The organism is Curtobacterium sp. ME-Dv--P-122a (assembly GCF_030209645.1).
In the GTDB taxonomy this organism is placed as follows: domain Bacteria; phylum Actinomycetota; class Actinomycetes; order Actinomycetales; family Microbacteriaceae; genus Curtobacterium; species Curtobacterium flaccumfaciens.
Genome location: NZ_JARVRO010000008.1, coordinates 1 through 15,738, shown reverse-complemented (window position 1 = coordinate 15,738; position 15,738 = coordinate 1). Strand labels below are relative to the sequence as shown.

17 protein-coding genes are annotated in these 15,738 nt (G+C 71.7%); 5 read left to right on the top strand and 12 right to left on the bottom strand.

The features are described from left to right. Window positions 1–24: 24 nt before the first annotated feature. Window positions 25–450 (bottom strand): DUF3151 domain-containing protein, encoded by a 426-nt coding sequence (locus tag QRN49_RS09315; RefSeq protein WP_284755291.1) that lies wholly within the window; start codon window positions 448–450, stop codon window positions 25–27. 274 nt (window positions 451–724) lie between these two features. Here QRN49_RS09315 and QRN49_RS09310 point away from each other — a divergent pair, with 274 nt between their 5' ends. After that, window positions 725–2,296, top strand: a complete 1,572-nt coding sequence (locus QRN49_RS09310; RefSeq protein ID WP_284755289.1) for an ABC-F family ATP-binding cassette domain-containing protein — start codon at window positions 725–727, stop codon at window positions 2,294–2,296. 47 nt (window positions 2,297–2,343) lie between these two features. Here QRN49_RS09310 and QRN49_RS09305 read toward each other — a convergent pair whose 3' ends face one another. The 4 genes from QRN49_RS09305 to QRN49_RS09290 all read right to left on the bottom strand — a co-directional run bounded on the left by QRN49_RS09305 (window position 2,344) and on the right by QRN49_RS09290 (window position 5,161). Next, window positions 2,344–3,039, bottom strand: a complete 696-nt coding sequence (locus QRN49_RS09305) for an SDR family oxidoreductase (protein WP_056069618.1) — start codon at window positions 3,037–3,039, stop codon at window positions 2,344–2,346. A 10-nt stretch (window positions 3,040–3,049) separates the two neighbouring features. Continuing rightward, window positions 3,050–3,541, bottom strand: coding sequence for a VTT domain-containing protein (locus tag QRN49_RS09300; protein WP_111224770.1), 492 nt, complete (start codon window positions 3,539–3,541; stop codon window positions 3,050–3,052). Window positions 3,542–3,609: 68 nt separating this feature from the next. Beyond that, window positions 3,610–4,641, bottom strand: coding sequence for a YihY/virulence factor BrkB family protein (locus tag QRN49_RS09295; protein ID WP_071250618.1), 1,032 nt, complete (start codon window positions 4,639–4,641; stop codon window positions 3,610–3,612). 4 nt (window positions 4,642–4,645) lie between these two features. After that, entirely contained in the window at window positions 4,646–5,161 is a 516-nt protein-coding gene (locus tag QRN49_RS09290; RefSeq protein ID WP_284755285.1) for a hypothetical protein, read from the bottom strand. Window positions 5,162–5,224: 63 nt separating this feature from the next. Here QRN49_RS09290 and QRN49_RS09285 point away from each other — a divergent pair, with 63 nt between their 5' ends. Continuing rightward, the gene (locus tag QRN49_RS09285; RefSeq protein WP_284755283.1) at window positions 5,225–5,965 is read left to right on the top strand and encodes an MBL fold metallo-hydrolase; all 741 of its coding nucleotides are present in this window, start codon (window positions 5,225–5,227) and stop codon (window positions 5,963–5,965) included. 168 nt (window positions 5,966–6,133) lie between these two features. On the opposite strand, the gene QRN49_RS09280 is transcribed toward QRN49_RS09285, so the two are convergent. The 7 genes from QRN49_RS09280 to QRN49_RS09250 form a co-directional block, all read right to left on the bottom strand. After that, the gene (locus QRN49_RS09280) at window positions 6,134–7,177 is read right to left on the bottom strand and encodes a Gfo/Idh/MocA family protein (RefSeq protein ID WP_027464923.1); all 1,044 of its coding nucleotides are present in this window, start codon (window positions 7,175–7,177) and stop codon (window positions 6,134–6,136) included. A 73-nt stretch (window positions 7,178–7,250) separates the two neighbouring features. After that, window positions 7,251–8,177: a prenyltransferase gene (locus tag QRN49_RS09275; RefSeq protein WP_152377293.1), complete on the bottom strand. Its 927-nt coding sequence runs from the start codon at window positions 8,175–8,177 to the stop codon at window positions 7,251–7,253. Then, a complete protein-coding gene (locus QRN49_RS09270) occupies window positions 8,174–8,608 on the bottom strand; it encodes a lycopene cyclase domain-containing protein (protein ID WP_284755280.1) in 435 nt (144 codons plus the stop codon). Before QRN49_RS09270 ends, QRN49_RS09275 begins: the two co-directional genes overlap by 4 nt. Then, window positions 8,605–8,937: a lycopene cyclase domain-containing protein gene (locus QRN49_RS09265; protein WP_027464925.1), complete on the bottom strand. Its 333-nt coding sequence runs from the start codon at window positions 8,935–8,937 to the stop codon at window positions 8,605–8,607. The genes QRN49_RS09270 and QRN49_RS09265 overlap by 4 nt, the downstream gene beginning before the upstream one ends. Beyond that, window positions 8,937–10,577 carry a phytoene desaturase family protein gene (crtI, locus tag QRN49_RS09260; protein WP_111022696.1) on the bottom strand — a complete coding sequence of 547 codons (1,641 nt, stop codon included), beginning with the start codon at window positions 10,575–10,577 and terminating at the stop codon, window positions 8,937–8,939. The genes QRN49_RS09265 and crtI overlap by 1 nt, the downstream gene beginning before the upstream one ends. After that, on the bottom strand, window positions 10,574–11,512 hold the full coding sequence (locus QRN49_RS09255) for a phytoene/squalene synthase family protein (RefSeq protein WP_284755275.1): 939 nt from the start codon (window positions 11,510–11,512) through the stop codon (window positions 10,574–10,576). Before QRN49_RS09255 ends, crtI begins: the two co-directional genes overlap by 4 nt. Further along, the gene (locus QRN49_RS09250) at window positions 11,509–12,567 is read right to left on the bottom strand and encodes a polyprenyl synthetase family protein (RefSeq protein WP_071404931.1); all 1,059 of its coding nucleotides are present in this window, start codon (window positions 12,565–12,567) and stop codon (window positions 11,509–11,511) included. Before QRN49_RS09250 ends, QRN49_RS09255 begins: the two co-directional genes overlap by 4 nt. 21 nt (window positions 12,568–12,588) lie before the next feature. On the opposite strand from QRN49_RS09250, the gene idi reads away from it, so the two are divergent. From idi to QRN49_RS09235, 3 genes are all read left to right on the top strand, one after another. Then, window positions 12,589–13,131, top strand: coding sequence for an isopentenyl-diphosphate Delta-isomerase (gene idi, locus QRN49_RS09245; RefSeq protein WP_110864939.1), 543 nt, complete (start codon window positions 12,589–12,591; stop codon window positions 13,129–13,131). A gap of 246 nt (window positions 13,132–13,377) precedes the next feature. Further along, window positions 13,378–14,427, top strand: coding sequence for a magnesium and cobalt transport protein CorA (locus QRN49_RS09240; RefSeq protein ID WP_111022694.1), 1,050 nt, complete (start codon window positions 13,378–13,380; stop codon window positions 14,425–14,427). Window positions 14,428–14,543: 116 nt separating this feature from the next. Next, a complete protein-coding gene (locus QRN49_RS09235; protein ID WP_017886425.1) occupies window positions 14,544–15,563 on the top strand; it encodes a LacI family DNA-binding transcriptional regulator in 1,020 nt (339 codons plus the stop codon). Window positions 15,564–15,738 lie beyond the last annotated feature (175 nt).

Genomic DNA, 15,738 nt, shown 5'->3' with positions numbered 1-15,738 from the left:
TGGTTTCGTCGTTGCGTGCGGGAGCTACGCGCCGGCGGACAGGGCGCGCAGCGCCTCGGGGTCGCTCGCGTTCAGGAAGTCGGTCAGGCGCTCGGCCTCGCCGGGCTCCTCGATCGCCTCGGCGGCACGGCGCAGGGCGAACAGCGCCCGCAGCACGCCACGGTTCGGCTCGTGGGACCACGGCACCGGGCCGACACCGCGCCAGCCGGCCTTGCGCAGGGCATCGAGCCCACGGTGGTACCCGACACGGGCGTACGCGTAGGACTCGAGGGTCGCACCGCGCGCCCACGCCTCGTCGGCGAGCAGCGCCCACGCCAGGCTCGACGACGGGTGGGACACCACCACGCTGGCGACGGGGGCGTCCGCCTCGATCGCGGCGGTCACCTCCGGCTCGGCGGGCAGCAGGGTCTCGGGCTTCGACGACGGGGTCGGCAACAGGTTCTCCGGCATGCCCCCAGCCTGTCATCCCTTGCGGCTGCCCGTGTCACGGGATTACCGTGGAGCTCACCTCGTCGTCATCGCGGGGCCGCCGGGGCGGGAGACCGACCGGCGGAACGGATGGCGGACACGGGGGTCCCCCGACGGAAGCAGACGGATTGCTGTCGATCACCGGTACCGCTCAGCCCACGCGCTGACACCGTGATCGCGCGCCCCGTCGGGCGCTCCACCGCACCGCGGTGGCCTCGGTGTCGTGCGCCCAGCATCGACACCGGGAGACACCCCCATGCCCACCACTCCGTCCGTCGTCCTGCACGACGTCACCTTCGCCTGGCCCGACGGCACCGTCGCGCTCGACCACCTCACCGCCGCTTTCGGACGTGGCCGGACCGGCCTGGTCGGGAGGAACGGGGCCGGCAAGTCCACGCTGGTCCGGCTCGCGACCGGCCGACTCCACCCCACGTCGGGCAGCATCGCGACGTCGGGTCCCGTCGACCACCTGCCGCAACGCCTTGCAGCGGGGATCGACGACACCGTCGCCGACCTGCTCGGCATCCGGTCGACGCTCACCGCGCTCCGGGCCGTCCTGGCCGGCGACGCCACGGCCGCACAGCTCGAAGCAGTCGGCGACGACTGGGACCTGGAGGAACGGGCCGCCGCGGTGCTCGACCGGGTCGGGCTCGACGGCACCGACCTCGACCGGCCGGTGTCGACGCTGTCCGGCGGGCAGTCGGTGCTCGCCGCCGTCGCCGGGGTTCGGTTGCGCGCTCGGCCGATCGTGTTCCTGGACGAGCCGACGAACAACCTGGACCGCCGGGCCCGCGGGCTGCTCCTCGACCTGGTCGACGACTGGCGCGGCACCCTGGTGCTCGTCAGCCACGACCGGGAACTCCTGGAGCACGTCGACGAGACCGTGGAGCTCCGCGCCGGGGCGATGACGGTGTTCGGCGGGACGTTCAGCGCGTTCGAGGAGCACTTCGCCGTGCAGCAGGCAGCCGTCGAGCGCGAGGTCCGCGTCGCCGAACAGCGGCACCGCACCGAGAAGCGACAGCGCATCGAGGCGGAGACGAAGATCGCCCGACGGGCGAAGGCCGGCGAGAAAGCGGGACGCTCGATGCCGAAGATCCTGGCGAACGAGCAGCGGAAGAAGGCGCAGGAGACCGCCGGTCGACTGCGCGTCGGGTACGCGGACGACGAGGCCGCCGCACTCGCCACCAAGCGCGAAGCCGAACTCCGGCTGCGCGACGACGAGTCCATCCACGTGACCCTGCCCGACCCGGACGTGCCGGCATCCCGTCGGATCGCCACCGTGACCGTCCGCGGACGGGACGTCATCGTGCAGGGGCTGGAACGGATCGCCGTCACCGGGGACAACGGCGTCGGCAAGTCCACCCTGCTCGAACAGCTCGTCGGCGACCCCGCGGCCCGGGAGCACCCGCTGCCCGAGACCGCGGCCGTCGCCCATGTCGACCGGATCGCGTACCTGCCGCAGCGGAAGGACAGCCTGGACGACACCGTCGCGGTGCTCGACAACGTGCGCCGGGACGCCCCGCACGTGCCCGTCGCCGAGGTCCGCAACCGGCTCGCGAAGTTCCTGGTGCGCGGCGACACCGTCGACCGCACGGCCGGGGACCTGTCCGGCGGGGAGCGGTTCCGCGTGGCGCTGGCGGCCCTGGTGCTGGCCGACCCACCACCCCAGCTGCTCGTGCTCGACGAGCCGACGAACGACCTCGACCTGACGAGCGTCGACCAGCTCGTCGACGCGCTGCGGGCCTACCGGGGAGCCCTCGTCGTGGTGAGCCACGACGAGACGTTCCTGGAACGGCTCGAGCTCGACGAACGGATCGAGCTGCAGTAGTCGGTGGTCGGCGCCGTCGCCGTCGGAGCCGTCAGCGCGTCAGCGCGTCAGCGTCGTCGGGTCGGCCGGATCGCGAGCGACTCGACGGTGCCGCGCTCGGGCAGGTCGACGACGGTGCGGACCGCGGCGGCCACGTCCTCCGGCGCCAGGTAGTAGTCCGTGTCGTAGGACTCCCCGAGCTTCGCCACGAGCTGCCGCTGCATGTCCGAGTCGGTCCGGCCCGGGTGCACGCTCGACACCCGCACGCCGTTCGCCCGCTCCTCTTCGCGCAGGGCGTCGGCGAAAGCCCGCAGCGCGAACTTCGACGCCGCGTACACGCCACCGCCGGGGCCCGAGTGGAACCCGGAGCCGCTGTTGATCGGCACGACGATGCCCCGGGCCGCCCGCAGTGCCGGCAGCGCCAGCCGGGTGAGCTCGGCGACCGCGAACACGTTCGTCGCGAAGACCTGCTCCCACACCGCGCGCGGGGTGTCGGCGACGGTGGTGCCCTGCTCGACACCGGCCGAGTGCACGAGCACGTCGAGCCGATCCGGCAGCGCCGGGACTTCGCCCGCGCCCAGGTCACCGACGAACGGCGCCGCGCTCGGCAGCTCCTGGACGAGGGCGTCCACGGCGTCGGTGGACCGGCCGCCCACGAGCACGTGGTGGGTGCGGCCGAGGTCGGCGGCGATCGCGCGGCCGATGCCGCGGGTGGCTCCGGTCACCAGGGCGACCGGACGGTTCTGGAGCTGGTCTGTCGTCACGGAGGCCAGCCTACGGAAGCCGGGCCGGGCCTCCTGTGCGATCGCGACGACGACGCAGGACCGTCAGCGCGACGCCGGCGACGACCACCAGGCCCACGAGCGCCGCGATGCCCCACGGCGAGCCGGCGAGCGCCGCGACGACCGCCCAGAACACGGCGAGCCCGACGGTCGCGTACAGGAACGCCCATGCCACGCACCCCGGCACCATCGCGACCGTGTACCGCCACCAGGCGACCCGTGCCAGCCCCGCTGCGGCGTTCATCACCGTCTGCAGGCCGACCACGACGAAGCTCACCGTCACGACGGGCAGCCCCCAGCGGTCGAGCAGCGCCGAACCGCGACGGACCGCCGGCGAGCGCAGCCAGCCGCCCCACCGCGATCGGGACGCACCCGTCACCGCGAGCCGCGCGACCCAGTACGTGGCCTGCGCACGGCAGAACACGATCACGAAGAGCGCGAGGACGAGCCACCGGAACGGGAGCCCCTCGAGGAAGGACGGCACGCTCGCACCGTAGCGTCCCGACCCGGAGAGCGCCCGTCAGTCCTCAGCGCCGGCCAGCCACGCGACGCTCAGTCGTTGTCGACGCCCTGGCGGATGCGGATGCCCTCGAGCACGTCCTGCGCGCGCTGCTCGTCCTGCTTCTCGATCTGGCGGGTGTCGCGCTCGGGGAGCTGGATGTCCTCCTCCGCCCGGATGCCGGCCTGCAGCTCGCGGCCCCGCTCGATCTCGGCGTCGAACTCGGCGCCGAAGAGCAGGGCGTTGTTCGTGATCCAGATCCACAGCAGGAACACGATGACCCCACCCAGGGAGCCGTACGTGGCGTTGTAGTTCGAGAAGTTCCCGACGTAGAACCCGAAGCCGACGCTCGCGATGACCCAGATGAGGATCGCCAGGATCGATCCACCGCTGACCCACCGGAACTTCGGCTGCTTGACGTTCGGCGACCAGTAGTAGAGCACCGCGACGACGATGATCGCGATGACGAGCAGGATCGGCCACTGCACGATGAGCAGCACGGTCGCGGCCACGTCACCGAGCCCGATGACGTCGCCGAAGCTGCGGGCGAGCGGTCCGCTCACCAGCACCAACAGGCCGACCACGAGCAGGACGACGGTGGTCACCGTCACGCCGAGCATCGTCGGGCGGAGCTTCCAGATCGGGCGGCCCTCGCGGACGTTGTAGATCCGGTTCATCGAGCGACCGAAGGCGCCGACGTAGCCGGAGGCCGACCAGAGCGCGCCGAGCAGACCGACGATGAAAGTCACGGGGGCGGCGGGCGAGCGGACGAGGCCGTTCACCGGGTCCTTGAGCAGGTTCGCGACGTCACCGCCGCCGATGTTGCGGATGACCTGGAGCAGGGTGTCGATGGTCTTCGCCGGGTCCGACACCAGGCCCAGGATCGACACGACCGCCAGCAGCCCGGGGAACAGCGCGAGCACCGAGTAGTACGTCAGGCTCGCGGCCAGGTCGGTGCACTGGTCGCTCGTGAACTCGCGCAGCGTCTTCTTCAGCGTGTAGACGAGCGTCGGCTTCTTGAGGTCGGTGGGGTTGTCGGGCTTCCGGGAGTCGTCCGGGTCCGGCTTCTGCTCTTCGTGCGCCATGGGACTAGCCTCTCGCCTTCACGGCCGCCTTCGACCGCTTGACCGCCTGCTTGCGGTTCTTGTTCGCCCGTCGCTGCACCGCTGCGATGCCGACCTGCTGCTTCACACGGCCGCGGTGTGCCGGGTCACGCTCGAGGGCTTCCTCCGCCGCCTTGGCCCGCGCCTTCCGGCCCTTGCGACCTGCCTGCGCCTGCTCCTTCGCCGAAGGGGCGTCGCCACGCGCACCGAACGGCAGCAGCGCGGTGAAGGCCGAGTTCGCCGGCGGTTGGGCCAGGTGCCCGGCGGGGCTGTTCCGCAGCGCGATGCCGAGGACGATCGCCGCGACACCGGTCAGCCCGGTGATGCCCATCGCCACCAGCGGCGTGGGGTCGCGGTGCCACCGCTGCTTCGTCTTGGCGACCGCGAGCCGCGTCCGGGCGGGCAGGTCCGCGCGTCGCTTCAGCTCCGTCACGGTGTCCGTGATGCCCTCGCGGGTGCGCACGTTGGCGAGTTCGAGCTCGGGCAGACTGTCCTTGGCCATTCCCCATTTCGTACACGTCCCACCCGGGATCGTGCCCAGCAGGCCGCGTCTACCGTGCCGCACATGCTCTTCCGGGACGCCGCCGAGGGGATCCACCGCCTCGAGATCGCACACACCAACACGTACCTCGTCGAGACCGGCGATCAGTTGCTCGTCGTCGACGCGGGGTTGCCCGCCGCGTGGCCGCACCTGCAGCTCGCTGTGCACGACCTGGGCTACACGCCCGACCAGGTCGAGGGGCTCCTGCTCACGCACGGGCACTTCGACCACGTCGGCACCGCCGCACGGATGCACCGCGACTGGGGCACGCCCGTGTTCGTCCACCCGGGCGATCGGCACCTCGCCGCGCACCCGTACTCGTACCGGCCGCAGACGAACCGTTTCGGGTTCGTCGCGCTCCACCCGGGTGGTCTGCGCCCGCTGGGTCGGATGCTGCTGGCCGGTGCGGTCACGGTCGACGGCATCGCGGACACCGAACCGATGGAGAACCGCGCCGACGTGCCGGGCAACCCGTGGATCATCGAGACCCCGGGACACACCGACGGCCACGTGGCACTGCACTTCGCCGACCGCGACGCCGTCATCGCCGGGGACGCGCTCGTCACCTTCGACCCGTACACGGGAGGGATCGGACCGCGGATCGTCGCACCCGCGGCGACCTCCGACGTCGACACGGCGGTCGCGTCGCTCGACCGGCTCGCGGACACCGAGGCGAAGCACGTGCTGCCCGGCCACGGGCCGGGCTGGTCGCTCGGTGTGCGGCGGGCCGTCGTGCAGGCGCGGCGGGCGGCTGGCGCCGCCTGACGCGGCGACCAGCTCGCGAGTCCACGGGCTCAGCGACACCTCACGCGCGGCGCGACGCGTGGACTGTCGGTGCGCGCGAAACGTCACCGACGCGGTGGGCGCGACCAGAGCCGGAATGGAGGCGCGGTGCGGGCCCGCCCCGCGCCTCCAGGCCGTGGGTGGGTGCGGTCAGGACGGGACGACGACGTCCTCGGGCAGGCCGGACGCCGCGGAGCGGCCGGCGGCCTCCATCAGTGCGAGGCTCCGCAGGTTGTCGCGCCCGCTCGTCTCCGGGGCGGGGCCGCCCTGCACCGAGCGGGCGAACGCCTGCAGCCCGCCCTGGCGGTCGGTGTGCGCGAGCACGGGGAGCTCGACCGGCTCGGCGACGTCGTCCTGCGTGCGGCGGACGGTGACCCGGTCGCCGTCGACCGCGTTCGGCTCACCGTCGCGGCTCGTGAACCAGAGCTCGCCGTCCTCGCCCTCGATGCTCCACTCCCCGGCCCAGGCGGTGCGCGGGCCGCGGCTCAGCCAGCTGCCGCGGTAGTTGACCACCGTGCCGCCGTCGAGCTCGATGATCATCGAGGCGACCGCTTCGTCCTGGTACTTGCTGTACGCGGGGTAGCTGGCCTTGGCGAAGACCCGGACGGCCTCTTGCCCGGTGATCATCCGGAGCAGGTCGAAGTGGTGGATCGCCATGTCGTTGATCATCGCGTGCGGGAACCGGTAGTGCGGGTACGTCTCGGCGGGCTGGTCGTTGTCCCACTGCCGGAAGTCGACGTTGATCGCGGAGACCTCGCCGACGACGTCCGCCTCGAGCATCTCCTGCACGACCCGCGGCGCCGGGTACCAGCGGTAGTTCTGGCTGACCTGCAGCACCAGGCCGAGCTCCTCGGCGCGGCGGACCGCGGTGACGGCCTCGTCGGTGGTGTTGGCGAACGGCTTCTCGACCAGGACGTGCTTGCCGGCGTCGAGGGCCTCGAGCGCGAGCGGCACGTGCGTCACGGCCGGGGCGGTGATGACGACGGCGTCGGCCTCGACCGCGGCGAGCGCCTCGGTCAGGGACCCGAACGCCGCGGAGGCCGGGAGCCCGAGGTCGGTCCGCACGGCCTCGAGCGTCGGCGCCGACGGGTCGACGATCCCGACCACCTGCACTTCCGACACCTCTGGGATGGCGGTGCGGGCCCAGTTGCCGCCCCACCCTCCGAGACCGACGTGGATGATCCGGACGCTCATGCGCGCACTCCTTCGTGACTGCCGTCGTGACTGGTGACGCACCACGGTCGCCGCGGTGCGTGCGTCCAGTCTGTCAGTGCGTGAAGGCGTACGCGATGAGTGCCATCGTGACGATGAAGCCCGCCAGGTAGTTGATCCAGAGGAAGCGCTTCCACCCGGCGTTCGCAGCCTCGGCGCCCTCGTCGGTGATGTTCCACCACGGCAGCACGTTGAGCGCGTACGGGATGACGACGATCGCGGCGATCGGCCCGGGGAACGCCGAGAACAGCAGCGCGACGCCGGCGACCAGGTAGGCGACGAAGGCCAGGCGGACGGTGGCCCGGGCGCCGATCACGGTCGCGACGGAGCCGATGCCACCGGCACGGTCGGCCAGGACGTCCTGCACGGCACCGAACGCGTGCGAGGCCACGCCCCACAGGAAGAACGCGATGCACACGGCGACGAGTTCACCGGTCCAGTGCGGGCCCGCCAGGGCGAGGCCGTAGATCGCCGGCGAGACGAAGTGGGTGCTCGACGTGAGCGAGTCGAGGAACGGCTTCTCCTTGAACCGCAGCCCCGGTGCCGAGTACGCGATGACCGCGAAGACGCTGATCGCCAGGACGAGCCACGACCACGGCCCGTTGCCGCTGACCGCGCCGAGCACCACGAGCGCGACGAGGAAGGGGACGTTCGTGACGACGACGGCCCACAGCGTGGTGCGGTGGACGCTCTTGTCGAGCAGGGCCCCTTCGACACCGCCCTTGCGCGGGTTGCGCAGGTCGGACTCGTAGTCGAAGACGTCGTTGATGCCGTACATCGCCAGGTTGTAGGGCACCAGGAAGTACACGACACCGACCAGGAACGCGACGAGCGAGAACCCGCCGCCGCCCTCGACGCCGACCCCGCTGCCGAGCAGGTACGCGGCGCCGAACGGGTAGGCGGTGTTCACCCAGCTGATCGGGCGCGACGACACGAACAGGGCGCGCAGGGTCGACGGCCTGGAGGCGGTGCTGGCGTTCACTTCAAGTCCTCCGCTGGTGCTGGGGTCGGGTCGGGCGCGGGGCGCGCGCCGGTCCGGTCGCGTGCGCCGGTCCGGTCGTGTCCGCCCGTCCGGTCGAACAGGACCCACAGGCTGGGCAGCAGCACGATGGCGGACATCGCGTAGGCGAGGTCCTCGACCGGGATCGCACCGATCTTCGCACCACTGATGAGCGAGGGGTCGTAGGCGACGATCCGCAGCGTGACGATGACGTTGTCGAACACCATCGTCATCACCAGCAGCGCGACGCCCGCGATCACGGACGTGAGCACCGCGACCCGGCGCCCGACCGCGGGCCGTCGACCCGCCGCACGGGCCCGGCGAGCGGCGACGACGCCGGCGACCACGGCCACGACGGCCGTGACGCCGAAGAACGGCAGGGCCAGGAGCGCGTACGCCCCGGTGCCGTTCACGCGCGTCGCCGATCGGTCGCCCGCTGCACCAGGGGCCGGACGAAGCCGACCAGGTCCATCGTCGAGTAGCAGAGCAGCAGCAGGAAGAAGAGTTCCTCGAGCGGGACCTCGGGCGCCAGGAGCACCCCGGTGAGCAGGTTCTGCGGCCCGATGAAGAAGATGCCGGCAGCGACACCGGCGACGTCCCACACCATGAAGAACGCGACACCGACGACCATCACGGCCGCCGCTCGCCACGGTGCCCGCCAGAAGAACAGCCGGAAGCGGGCGTCCAGCACGGTCATGCCGACCAGGGACACCACCAGGCCGGCGAGGTAGACCCCGGGCATCAGGCGGTCTCGGTCCGGTCCCGCGGGGCCCCGAGGGGCGTCGGCAGCGGCTCGGTGCTCCGGTCGCCGTGGATGCGCTTGAGCAGGACCTCGGCGCTGATCAGGCACATCGGCAGACCGATGCCCGGGATCGTCGAGGCACCGACGTAGTACAGCCCCTCGACCTTCTTCGACGCGTTCTTCTCGCGGAAGAACGCGCTCTGCTTCAGGGTGTGCGCCGGGCCGAGCATCGAGCCGTTCCAGGCGTTCAGGTCGTCGGCGAAGTCGCGCGGCCCGATCGTCCGGCGGACCCGGATGCGGTCGCGCAGGTCCGGCACCCCGGCGCGCTCGGCGAGCACGTCGATGGCACGGTCGGCGATCTGCTCGACCTGGTAGTCGCCGGCACCGTCGATGCCGCCCTTGCCGATCGACAGGTCGGCGGGCAGGGGCACCAGGATGAACAGGTTGCTGGTGCCGGGCGGCGAGACGCTCGGGTCGGTCTCGGACGGGGCGCAGACGTAGATCGAGGCGGGGTCCGGCACGTGTCGGTCGTCCCCGAAGATCGCGCCGAAGTTCGCCTTCCAGTCCGCGGTGAACATCAGGGTGTGGTGCAGCAGACCCGGCGTCGGACCGTCGATGCCGAGGTACACGAGCACCGCGCTCGGGCCCGGGTCGCGCTTCTTCCAGTGGTCCGCGCCGTGGGTGCGGTGCTCACGCTCGAGCAGCTGCATCTCGGTGTGCTGCATGTCGGCAGCGCTGACCACGAGGTCGGCGGGGGCCGTGTGCTGCACGCCGTCGCGGTCGCGGTGGACGACCCCGGTGGCGACGCCGTCCTCGACGACGATCCGCTCGACCTTCGCACCGGCGATGATCTTCGCGCCCTCGGCACGGGCGACCCGCTCGACGGCGGAGATCACCTCGGTGATGCCGCCCTTCGGGTAGAGCACGCCGTCGGCCAGGTCGAGGTGGCTCATCAGGTGGTACATGCTCGGTGCCGCGTACGGGCTCGTGCCGAGGAACACCGCCGGGTAGCCGAGGATCTGCCACAGGCGACGGTCCCGAACGGCGGTCTCGGCGAAGGTGGAGAGCGGCTCGAGCAGCAGGCGCGCGAGCTTGGGCAGACGACGCAGGACGTCGGGTGCGGCGAGCTTCGTGAGGTCCTGGAAGCTCGTGTAGAGGAACCGGCGCACGGCCATCGTGTAGGTGTCCTCGGCCGACGCGAGGTACTTCCGCATCCGCTCGCCGGCACCGGGCTCGATGGACTCGAACAGCGCGATGTTGGCCTCGGCGTCGGCGCGCAGGTCGATCGGCTCGTCGTGGCCCTCGCTGTAGACGCGGTAGCCGGGGTCGAGCTTCACCAGGTCGAGTTCGGCCTCGGCCGACGTCCCGAGCAGCTGGAAGAAGTGGTCGAAGACCTCGGGCATGAGGTACCACGACGGCCCGGTGTCGAACCGGAACCCGTCCTGCTCCCACGAGCCGGCACGGCCGCCGAGCTGCGTGCGCTGCTCGAGCACCGTCACCGAGAAGCCGTCGCGTGCGAGCAGCGCTGCGGCCGCCAGGCCGCTGATGCCGCCGCCGATGACGACGGCGCGGCGAGCGGGCACCTTGCGCCGGGTGGTGGTGGCGACCGTCGTCGGTCGGGAGGCGCGGGGCGGGGTCATGAGGAGCCTCCCGGCCGGTGGGTGGTGACGCGCGACCGGAGCGGTGCGCGTCCGGCGAGGACCTGCGCCGCGAGGCGCACCTTCACCGGGTTGGGGACGCGCACGCGCGTCGTGACGAGGCGGCTCGCCGGTGTGCGCGCGAGTCGGTCGTTGAGTTCCTGGAACAGCGCGTGCGCGAGTCCGACGGCGTTGCGGGCGTCGGCCGGCAGCAGCCGGATCGTGCGTGCTGCGTGGTCGAGGTCGGCCTGCACGTCGGCGACCAGGCGGTCCTTGGTGGCCTCGTCGAACGACCGGATGTCGACGCCCGGGAAGTACGAGCGACCGAGCACCTCGAAGTCGGCGTGCAGGTCACGCAGGAAGTTCACCTTCTGGAACGCGGCGCCGAGCGCACGTGCACCGGCGACGAGTTCGGCCTGGTCGAACGTCGGCCGACCGGCGCGGTACACGAACGCGCGCAGGCACATCAGGCCGACGACCTCGGCCGAGCCGTACACGTACGCGTCGAACGAGGCGTCGTCGTGCTCGGTGCGGTCGAGGTCCATGCGCATCGAGGCGAAGAACGGGGCGGTGAGCTCGGCGCCGAAGCCGGTGGTGCGGGCGGTGCGGGCGAAGGCGTGGACGACCGGGTTCACCGAGAAGCCGAGCGCGATGGCCCGTTCGGTGTCGGCCTCGAGCTCGTCGAGCACCGTGCGGGCGAGCTCGCGGTCGAGCCCGGCCTCGGTCGCGGGGCCGTCGACGACCTCGTCGGCGACGCGGACCAGCGCGTAGACGTTCCGGATGTGCTCGCGCGTGTCGCGGGCCAGCATGCGGCTCGCCAGGCCGAACGAGGTGGAGTACCGGTCGATGACGACACCCGACGCGGCCTCGGCCGTGGCGTCGTAGAGCTGGAGGCGAGCCGGACGGGATCCGGTCGCCGCGGTGGTGCTGTGGGTCACCGGGCGCGCTCCACGAGTTCGGTCACGAGGGCCTCCAGGCGGTCGGCGAGGTCGTACGGCAGCCGGGCGAGCTCGGCCCGGGCGAGTGCGGTGTGGTCGGCGACGCGTGCTTCCGCGGCGCCGCGCGCACCGCAGGAGACCAGGGTCGCACGGACCTCGTCCGCACGGGCCTCGGTCAGGTCCGGGTCGCCGAGGTACGGCTCGAGGTCCGGCCAGCAGTCCGTGGTCGCCGCGTAGGCGATGAGCATCGTGCGCTTGCCCTCGCGCAGGTCGCCCAGCACGGTCTTGCCGGTCATGGTCTCGTCGCCGAACACCCCGAGCAGGTCGTCGACGATCTGGTACGCGATGCCGATCTCCCGACCGAAGGCCCCGAGGGCGGTGACGATCTCCTCGTCGGCGCCGGCCAGCACGGCGCCGGACTGCAGCGGCGCCTCGAACGAGTAGACGCTCGTCTTCGCCCGTTCCATCGCCAGGACCTCGTCCACGGTCGGCATCACGCCGAGTGCCAGGTCGACGTCGGTCATCTCGCCGGCGGCGCTGGCGAACACGGCCTCGTCGAGCAGTTCGAGCAGCCGCTCGCGGCGGGTGCCGTCGACGCCAGCGGCCTCGATGAAGCGGGGCGCACCGGCGAGGGCCAGGTCACCGGCGATCACGGCGGCACTCATCCCCCGGTGCTCGGCCGTCGGCAGCGGCAGGCCGCCCGTCGTCCCGTTGTCGCGGAAGGACCCGGCGACGTTCGGCTGCCCGCGGCGCGACCAGTCGCGGTCGATGACGTCGTCGTGCACCACGAGTGCGGTGTGCAGGAGTTCGTAGGCCGCGGCGACGTTGGCGGCTGCGTGCACGTCGGTTCCGCCCATGCCGGCGTACGCGGTCATGACCATGCGGGGCCGGAAGCGCTTGCCGCCCATGCTCGCCTTGCGGAGCACGCGCCACAGTTCTTCGGACGGTCGGCCGTAGCGCTCGGCGCGTGCCGACGACACGGCGAAGAAGCGCTCGAGGCAGTCGTCGACGAGCGCGAGGTCGATGTGCGGCACGGTGGTCGCTTCCTCGCTCATTGGCCTAACCTATCGACTCAGATGAACGCTTTCCCTGAATCCGTGGTGCTCCTGGCCGACGACCGTACCCCGATCGGCACGGCGGACAAGTTCACGGTCCACACTGCCCACACGCCCCTGCACCTGGCCTTCTCGTGCCACGTCCGGAACACCGACGGCGACGTCCTGGTGACCCGACGAGCGCTGTCGAAGAAGACCTGGCCGGGGGTGTGGACGAACACCTTCTGCGGCCACCCCGGTCCGGACGAGTCCTTCGAGGACGCCATCGGCCGTCGGGCCTCTCGCGAGCTCGGCATCACCGTGCGCGACGTCGAGGTCGTGCTGCCGGAGTTCCGGTACCGCGCGGTCGACGCCTCGGGCATCGTGGAGAACGAGGTCTGCCCCGTCTTCCGTGCCGTGACCGACGACACCCCGGCGCCCGCCGACGACGAGGTCGCCGAGTGGGCATGGGTGTCCGAGGACTCTCTCAGGCAGGCCGTCGCCGGCGCGCCGTTCGCCTGGAGCCCGTGGCTCGGGTGGCAGCTCGCCGAACTCGAGACCGCCGGGCTGCACGTCACGCGCTGACGCTCCTGCGCCTGCCGCGACGGGTTGTCCGACCCGTGCCGCAGGCGTACGCTCGACCGTCGGCAGCGCTCTGGGCGCCGCCACGACGAGACGAGAAGGGCAGGTGAGGCGCGATGTCGGGTGACCATCCTCGATCGGGCCGGCCGCCCCTGTCGGTCGTCGCGCCCGCTCGCTGACCCTGCCCCGCCCCGGATCGACTCCGGGGCGCCATCGCGCCCGCCTGCTCCCCACCGAAGGAGCACGCACATGGCACTGATCGACAACGCGATCTACGTCCGGGGACGCCGCGTGGAGTCTCCGTCGACCCTGTCACGCCCGGCTCGTGGCGACCTGACGTGGATCGGACTGCTCCGGCCCGACCCGCACGAGCTCGAGGCCGTCGCCGCCGAGTTCGACCTGCACGAGAACGCCGTCGAGGACGCCCGCAAGGGACACCAGCGCGCCAAGCTCGAGCGCTACGGCGACACCCTGTTCCTGGTGCTCCGGCCGGCCTGGTTCGACCCGTCCGAGGGCACCGTCGAGTTCGGCGAGGTGCACCTGTTCGTCGGCGACCACTTCGTGGTGAGCGTCCGGCACGCCGCACGACCCGACCTGGCGGTGCTGCGCGCACAGGTCGAGGCGGACCCGGAGTTCCTGGCGAAGGGGTCCGAGGCCGTGACCGCGGCCGTGCTCGACGAGGTCGTCGACGGCTACGGCCCCGTCGTGCAGGTGCTGCAGGAGCAGATCGACGCCATCGAGGACCAGCTGTTCGCCGGGCAGGTCGACCCCGGGGTCTCGAAGCGCATCTACCAGCTGCTCAGCGAGGTCCTCGCGTTCCAGCGGGCCACCACACCGGTGCCGGCGATGGTCACGGGGCTGCTCCGCGGTGCCGACAAGTACGGCGTGGACGACGACGTGCAGCACCGGCTCCGCAACGTGCACGACCACGCACTCCGTGTCACCGAGCGCGTCGACTCCTTCCGCGCCCTGCTCGAGAACGCCCTGACCCTGCACGCCACCCTGGTGTCGCAGGAGCAGAACGAGGCGATGCGCCGGATGACCAGCGCGAGCCTGGCCCAGGGTGAGGAGAGCCGGCAACTCGCCCGGGCAGCACACCGCCAGGGCGAGGAGGTCAAGAAGATCTCGTCGTGGGCGGCGATCCTGTTCGCGCCCGGCCTGATCGCCGGTGTCTACGGGATGAACTTCGACCACATGCCCGAGCTGCACTGGCACTACGGCTACCCGGTCGCGATCCTCGGCATGCTCCTGCTGATGGGCGTGCTCTGGGCGATCTTCCGCAAGCGCAACTGGCTCTGAGCGGACGGCGGATCGGCGCACAGGTGGCGTCGATCCGCCGGACGTGCATAATGATCTGGCCCGGATGTGAACGTGCACATCGATGTGCCACGACACCCGGGCGGAAACGAGCAGCAATGGCGTCATCGCGGACACAGCAACCGCGTTCGCCCAGCATCCGTGACGTCGCACGGATCGCGGGCGTCTCGCACCAGACCGTCTCGCGGGTGCTGAACAACTCGGACGCGATCCGGGCCGAGACGCGCGACAAGGTCCTGGCGGCCATGGAACAGCTGCAGTACCGGCCGAACCGGGCCGCACGCGCCCTGGTCACGAGCCGGACCCACACGATCGGCGTCCTGACGGCCCGCCGCGCCCACTACGGTCCCGCCGTGGCACTGCAGGCGATCGAGGACGCAGCGATGCTCCGTGGCTACTCGGTCACGACGGCGAACATCGCCGAGGCGACCGATGCCGCCGTGCGCGAGGGACTCGGGCACCTGCTCGACCTCGACGTCGAGGGCATCGTCGTCATCGCACCCCAGCAGCGGGTCTTCGACCTGATCGCGGAGCTCGGCATCCGCACCCCCTACGTCACCATGCGCGCCAGCGTCGGCGAGGACCCGACGGCCTTGTGGGTGGACCAGATGGAGGGCGCACGACTGGCCACCGCGCACCTGCTCGACCTGGGTCACGAGTACGTGCGGCACATCGCCGGACCGCAGGACTGGATCGAGGCCGACGCCCGGATGCAGGGGTTCCTGCGCGAGATGTCCGACCGCGACATGGCCGTCGCCCCGCCGATCCTGGGCGACTGGACCGCCGACTTCGGCTACCACGCCGGCCGCGAGCTGCTGCGGTGGCGGGACTGCACCGCGATCTTCTGCTCGAACGACCAGATGGCGCTCGGCGTCATGCACGCAGCGCGCTCGTACGGGCTCGACGTCCCGGGCGACCTGTCCGTGGTCGGCTACGACGACATCCCCGAGGCGAAGCACTTCTGGCCACCGCTCACCACGGTGCAGGTCGACTTCGCCGAGCTCGGGCGTCGCTGCGTGGACCTGCTGCTGCCGAGCGAGGGCGAACTGCTCCGCCCGATCGACATCGTCCCGCAGCTGGTCGTGCGCGCCTCCACCAGCGCGCCCCGCACGCGCTGACGGAGCTCGGCGTTTCGGCGCCCCGGAGTACCTGCCACGAACGGGCATACCTGCCACGAACTTCCGACCAGGTACGCCCGAAACGACCCGGTACGCCCGGAACCACCCGGCCACCCCGGCGTACCTGCCACGAACGGGCATACCTGCCACGAACTTCCGACCAGGTACGCCCGAA

Bases quoted from the DNA above. Each gene is read 5' to 3' on its own strand.
- QRN49_RS09235 (WP_017886425.1), top strand. From the start codon at position 14,544: ATGGCGTCATCGCGGACACAGCAACCGCGTTCGCCCAGCATCCGTGAC.
- idi (WP_110864939.1), top strand. From the start codon at position 12,589: ATGAACGCTTTCCCTGAATCCGTGGTGCTCCTGGCCGACGACCGTACC.
- QRN49_RS09240 (WP_111022694.1), top strand. From the start codon at position 13,378: ATGGCACTGATCGACAACGCGATCTACGTCCGGGGACGCCGCGTGGAG.
- QRN49_RS09295 (WP_071250618.1), bottom strand. From the start codon at position 4,641: ATGGCGCACGAAGAGCAGAAGCCGGACCCGGACGACTCCCGGAAGCCC.
- QRN49_RS09310 (WP_284755289.1), top strand. From the start codon at position 725: ATGCCCACCACTCCGTCCGTCGTCCTGCACGACGTCACCTTCGCCTGG.
- QRN49_RS09285 (WP_284755283.1), top strand. From the start codon at position 5,225: ATGCTCTTCCGGGACGCCGCCGAGGGGATCCACCGCCTCGAGATCGCA.
- crtI (WP_111022696.1), bottom strand. From the start codon at position 10,577: ATGACCCCGCCCCGCGCCTCCCGACCGACGACGGTCGCCACCACCACC.
- QRN49_RS09315 (WP_284755291.1), bottom strand. From the start codon at position 450: ATGCCGGAGAACCTGTTGCCGACCCCGTCGTCGAAGCCCGAGACCCTG.
- QRN49_RS09280 (WP_027464923.1), bottom strand. From the start codon at position 7,177: ATGAGCGTCCGGATCATCCACGTCGGTCTCGGAGGGTGGGGCGGCAAC.
- QRN49_RS09250 (WP_071404931.1), bottom strand. From the start codon at position 12,567: ATGAGCGAGGAAGCGACCACCGTGCCGCACATCGACCTCGCGCTCGTC.
- QRN49_RS09290 (WP_284755285.1), bottom strand. From the start codon at position 5,161: ATGGCCAAGGACAGTCTGCCCGAGCTCGAACTCGCCAACGTGCGCACC.
- QRN49_RS09265 (WP_027464925.1), bottom strand. From the start codon at position 8,937: ATGCCCGGGGTCTACCTCGCCGGCCTGGTGGTGTCCCTGGTCGGCATG.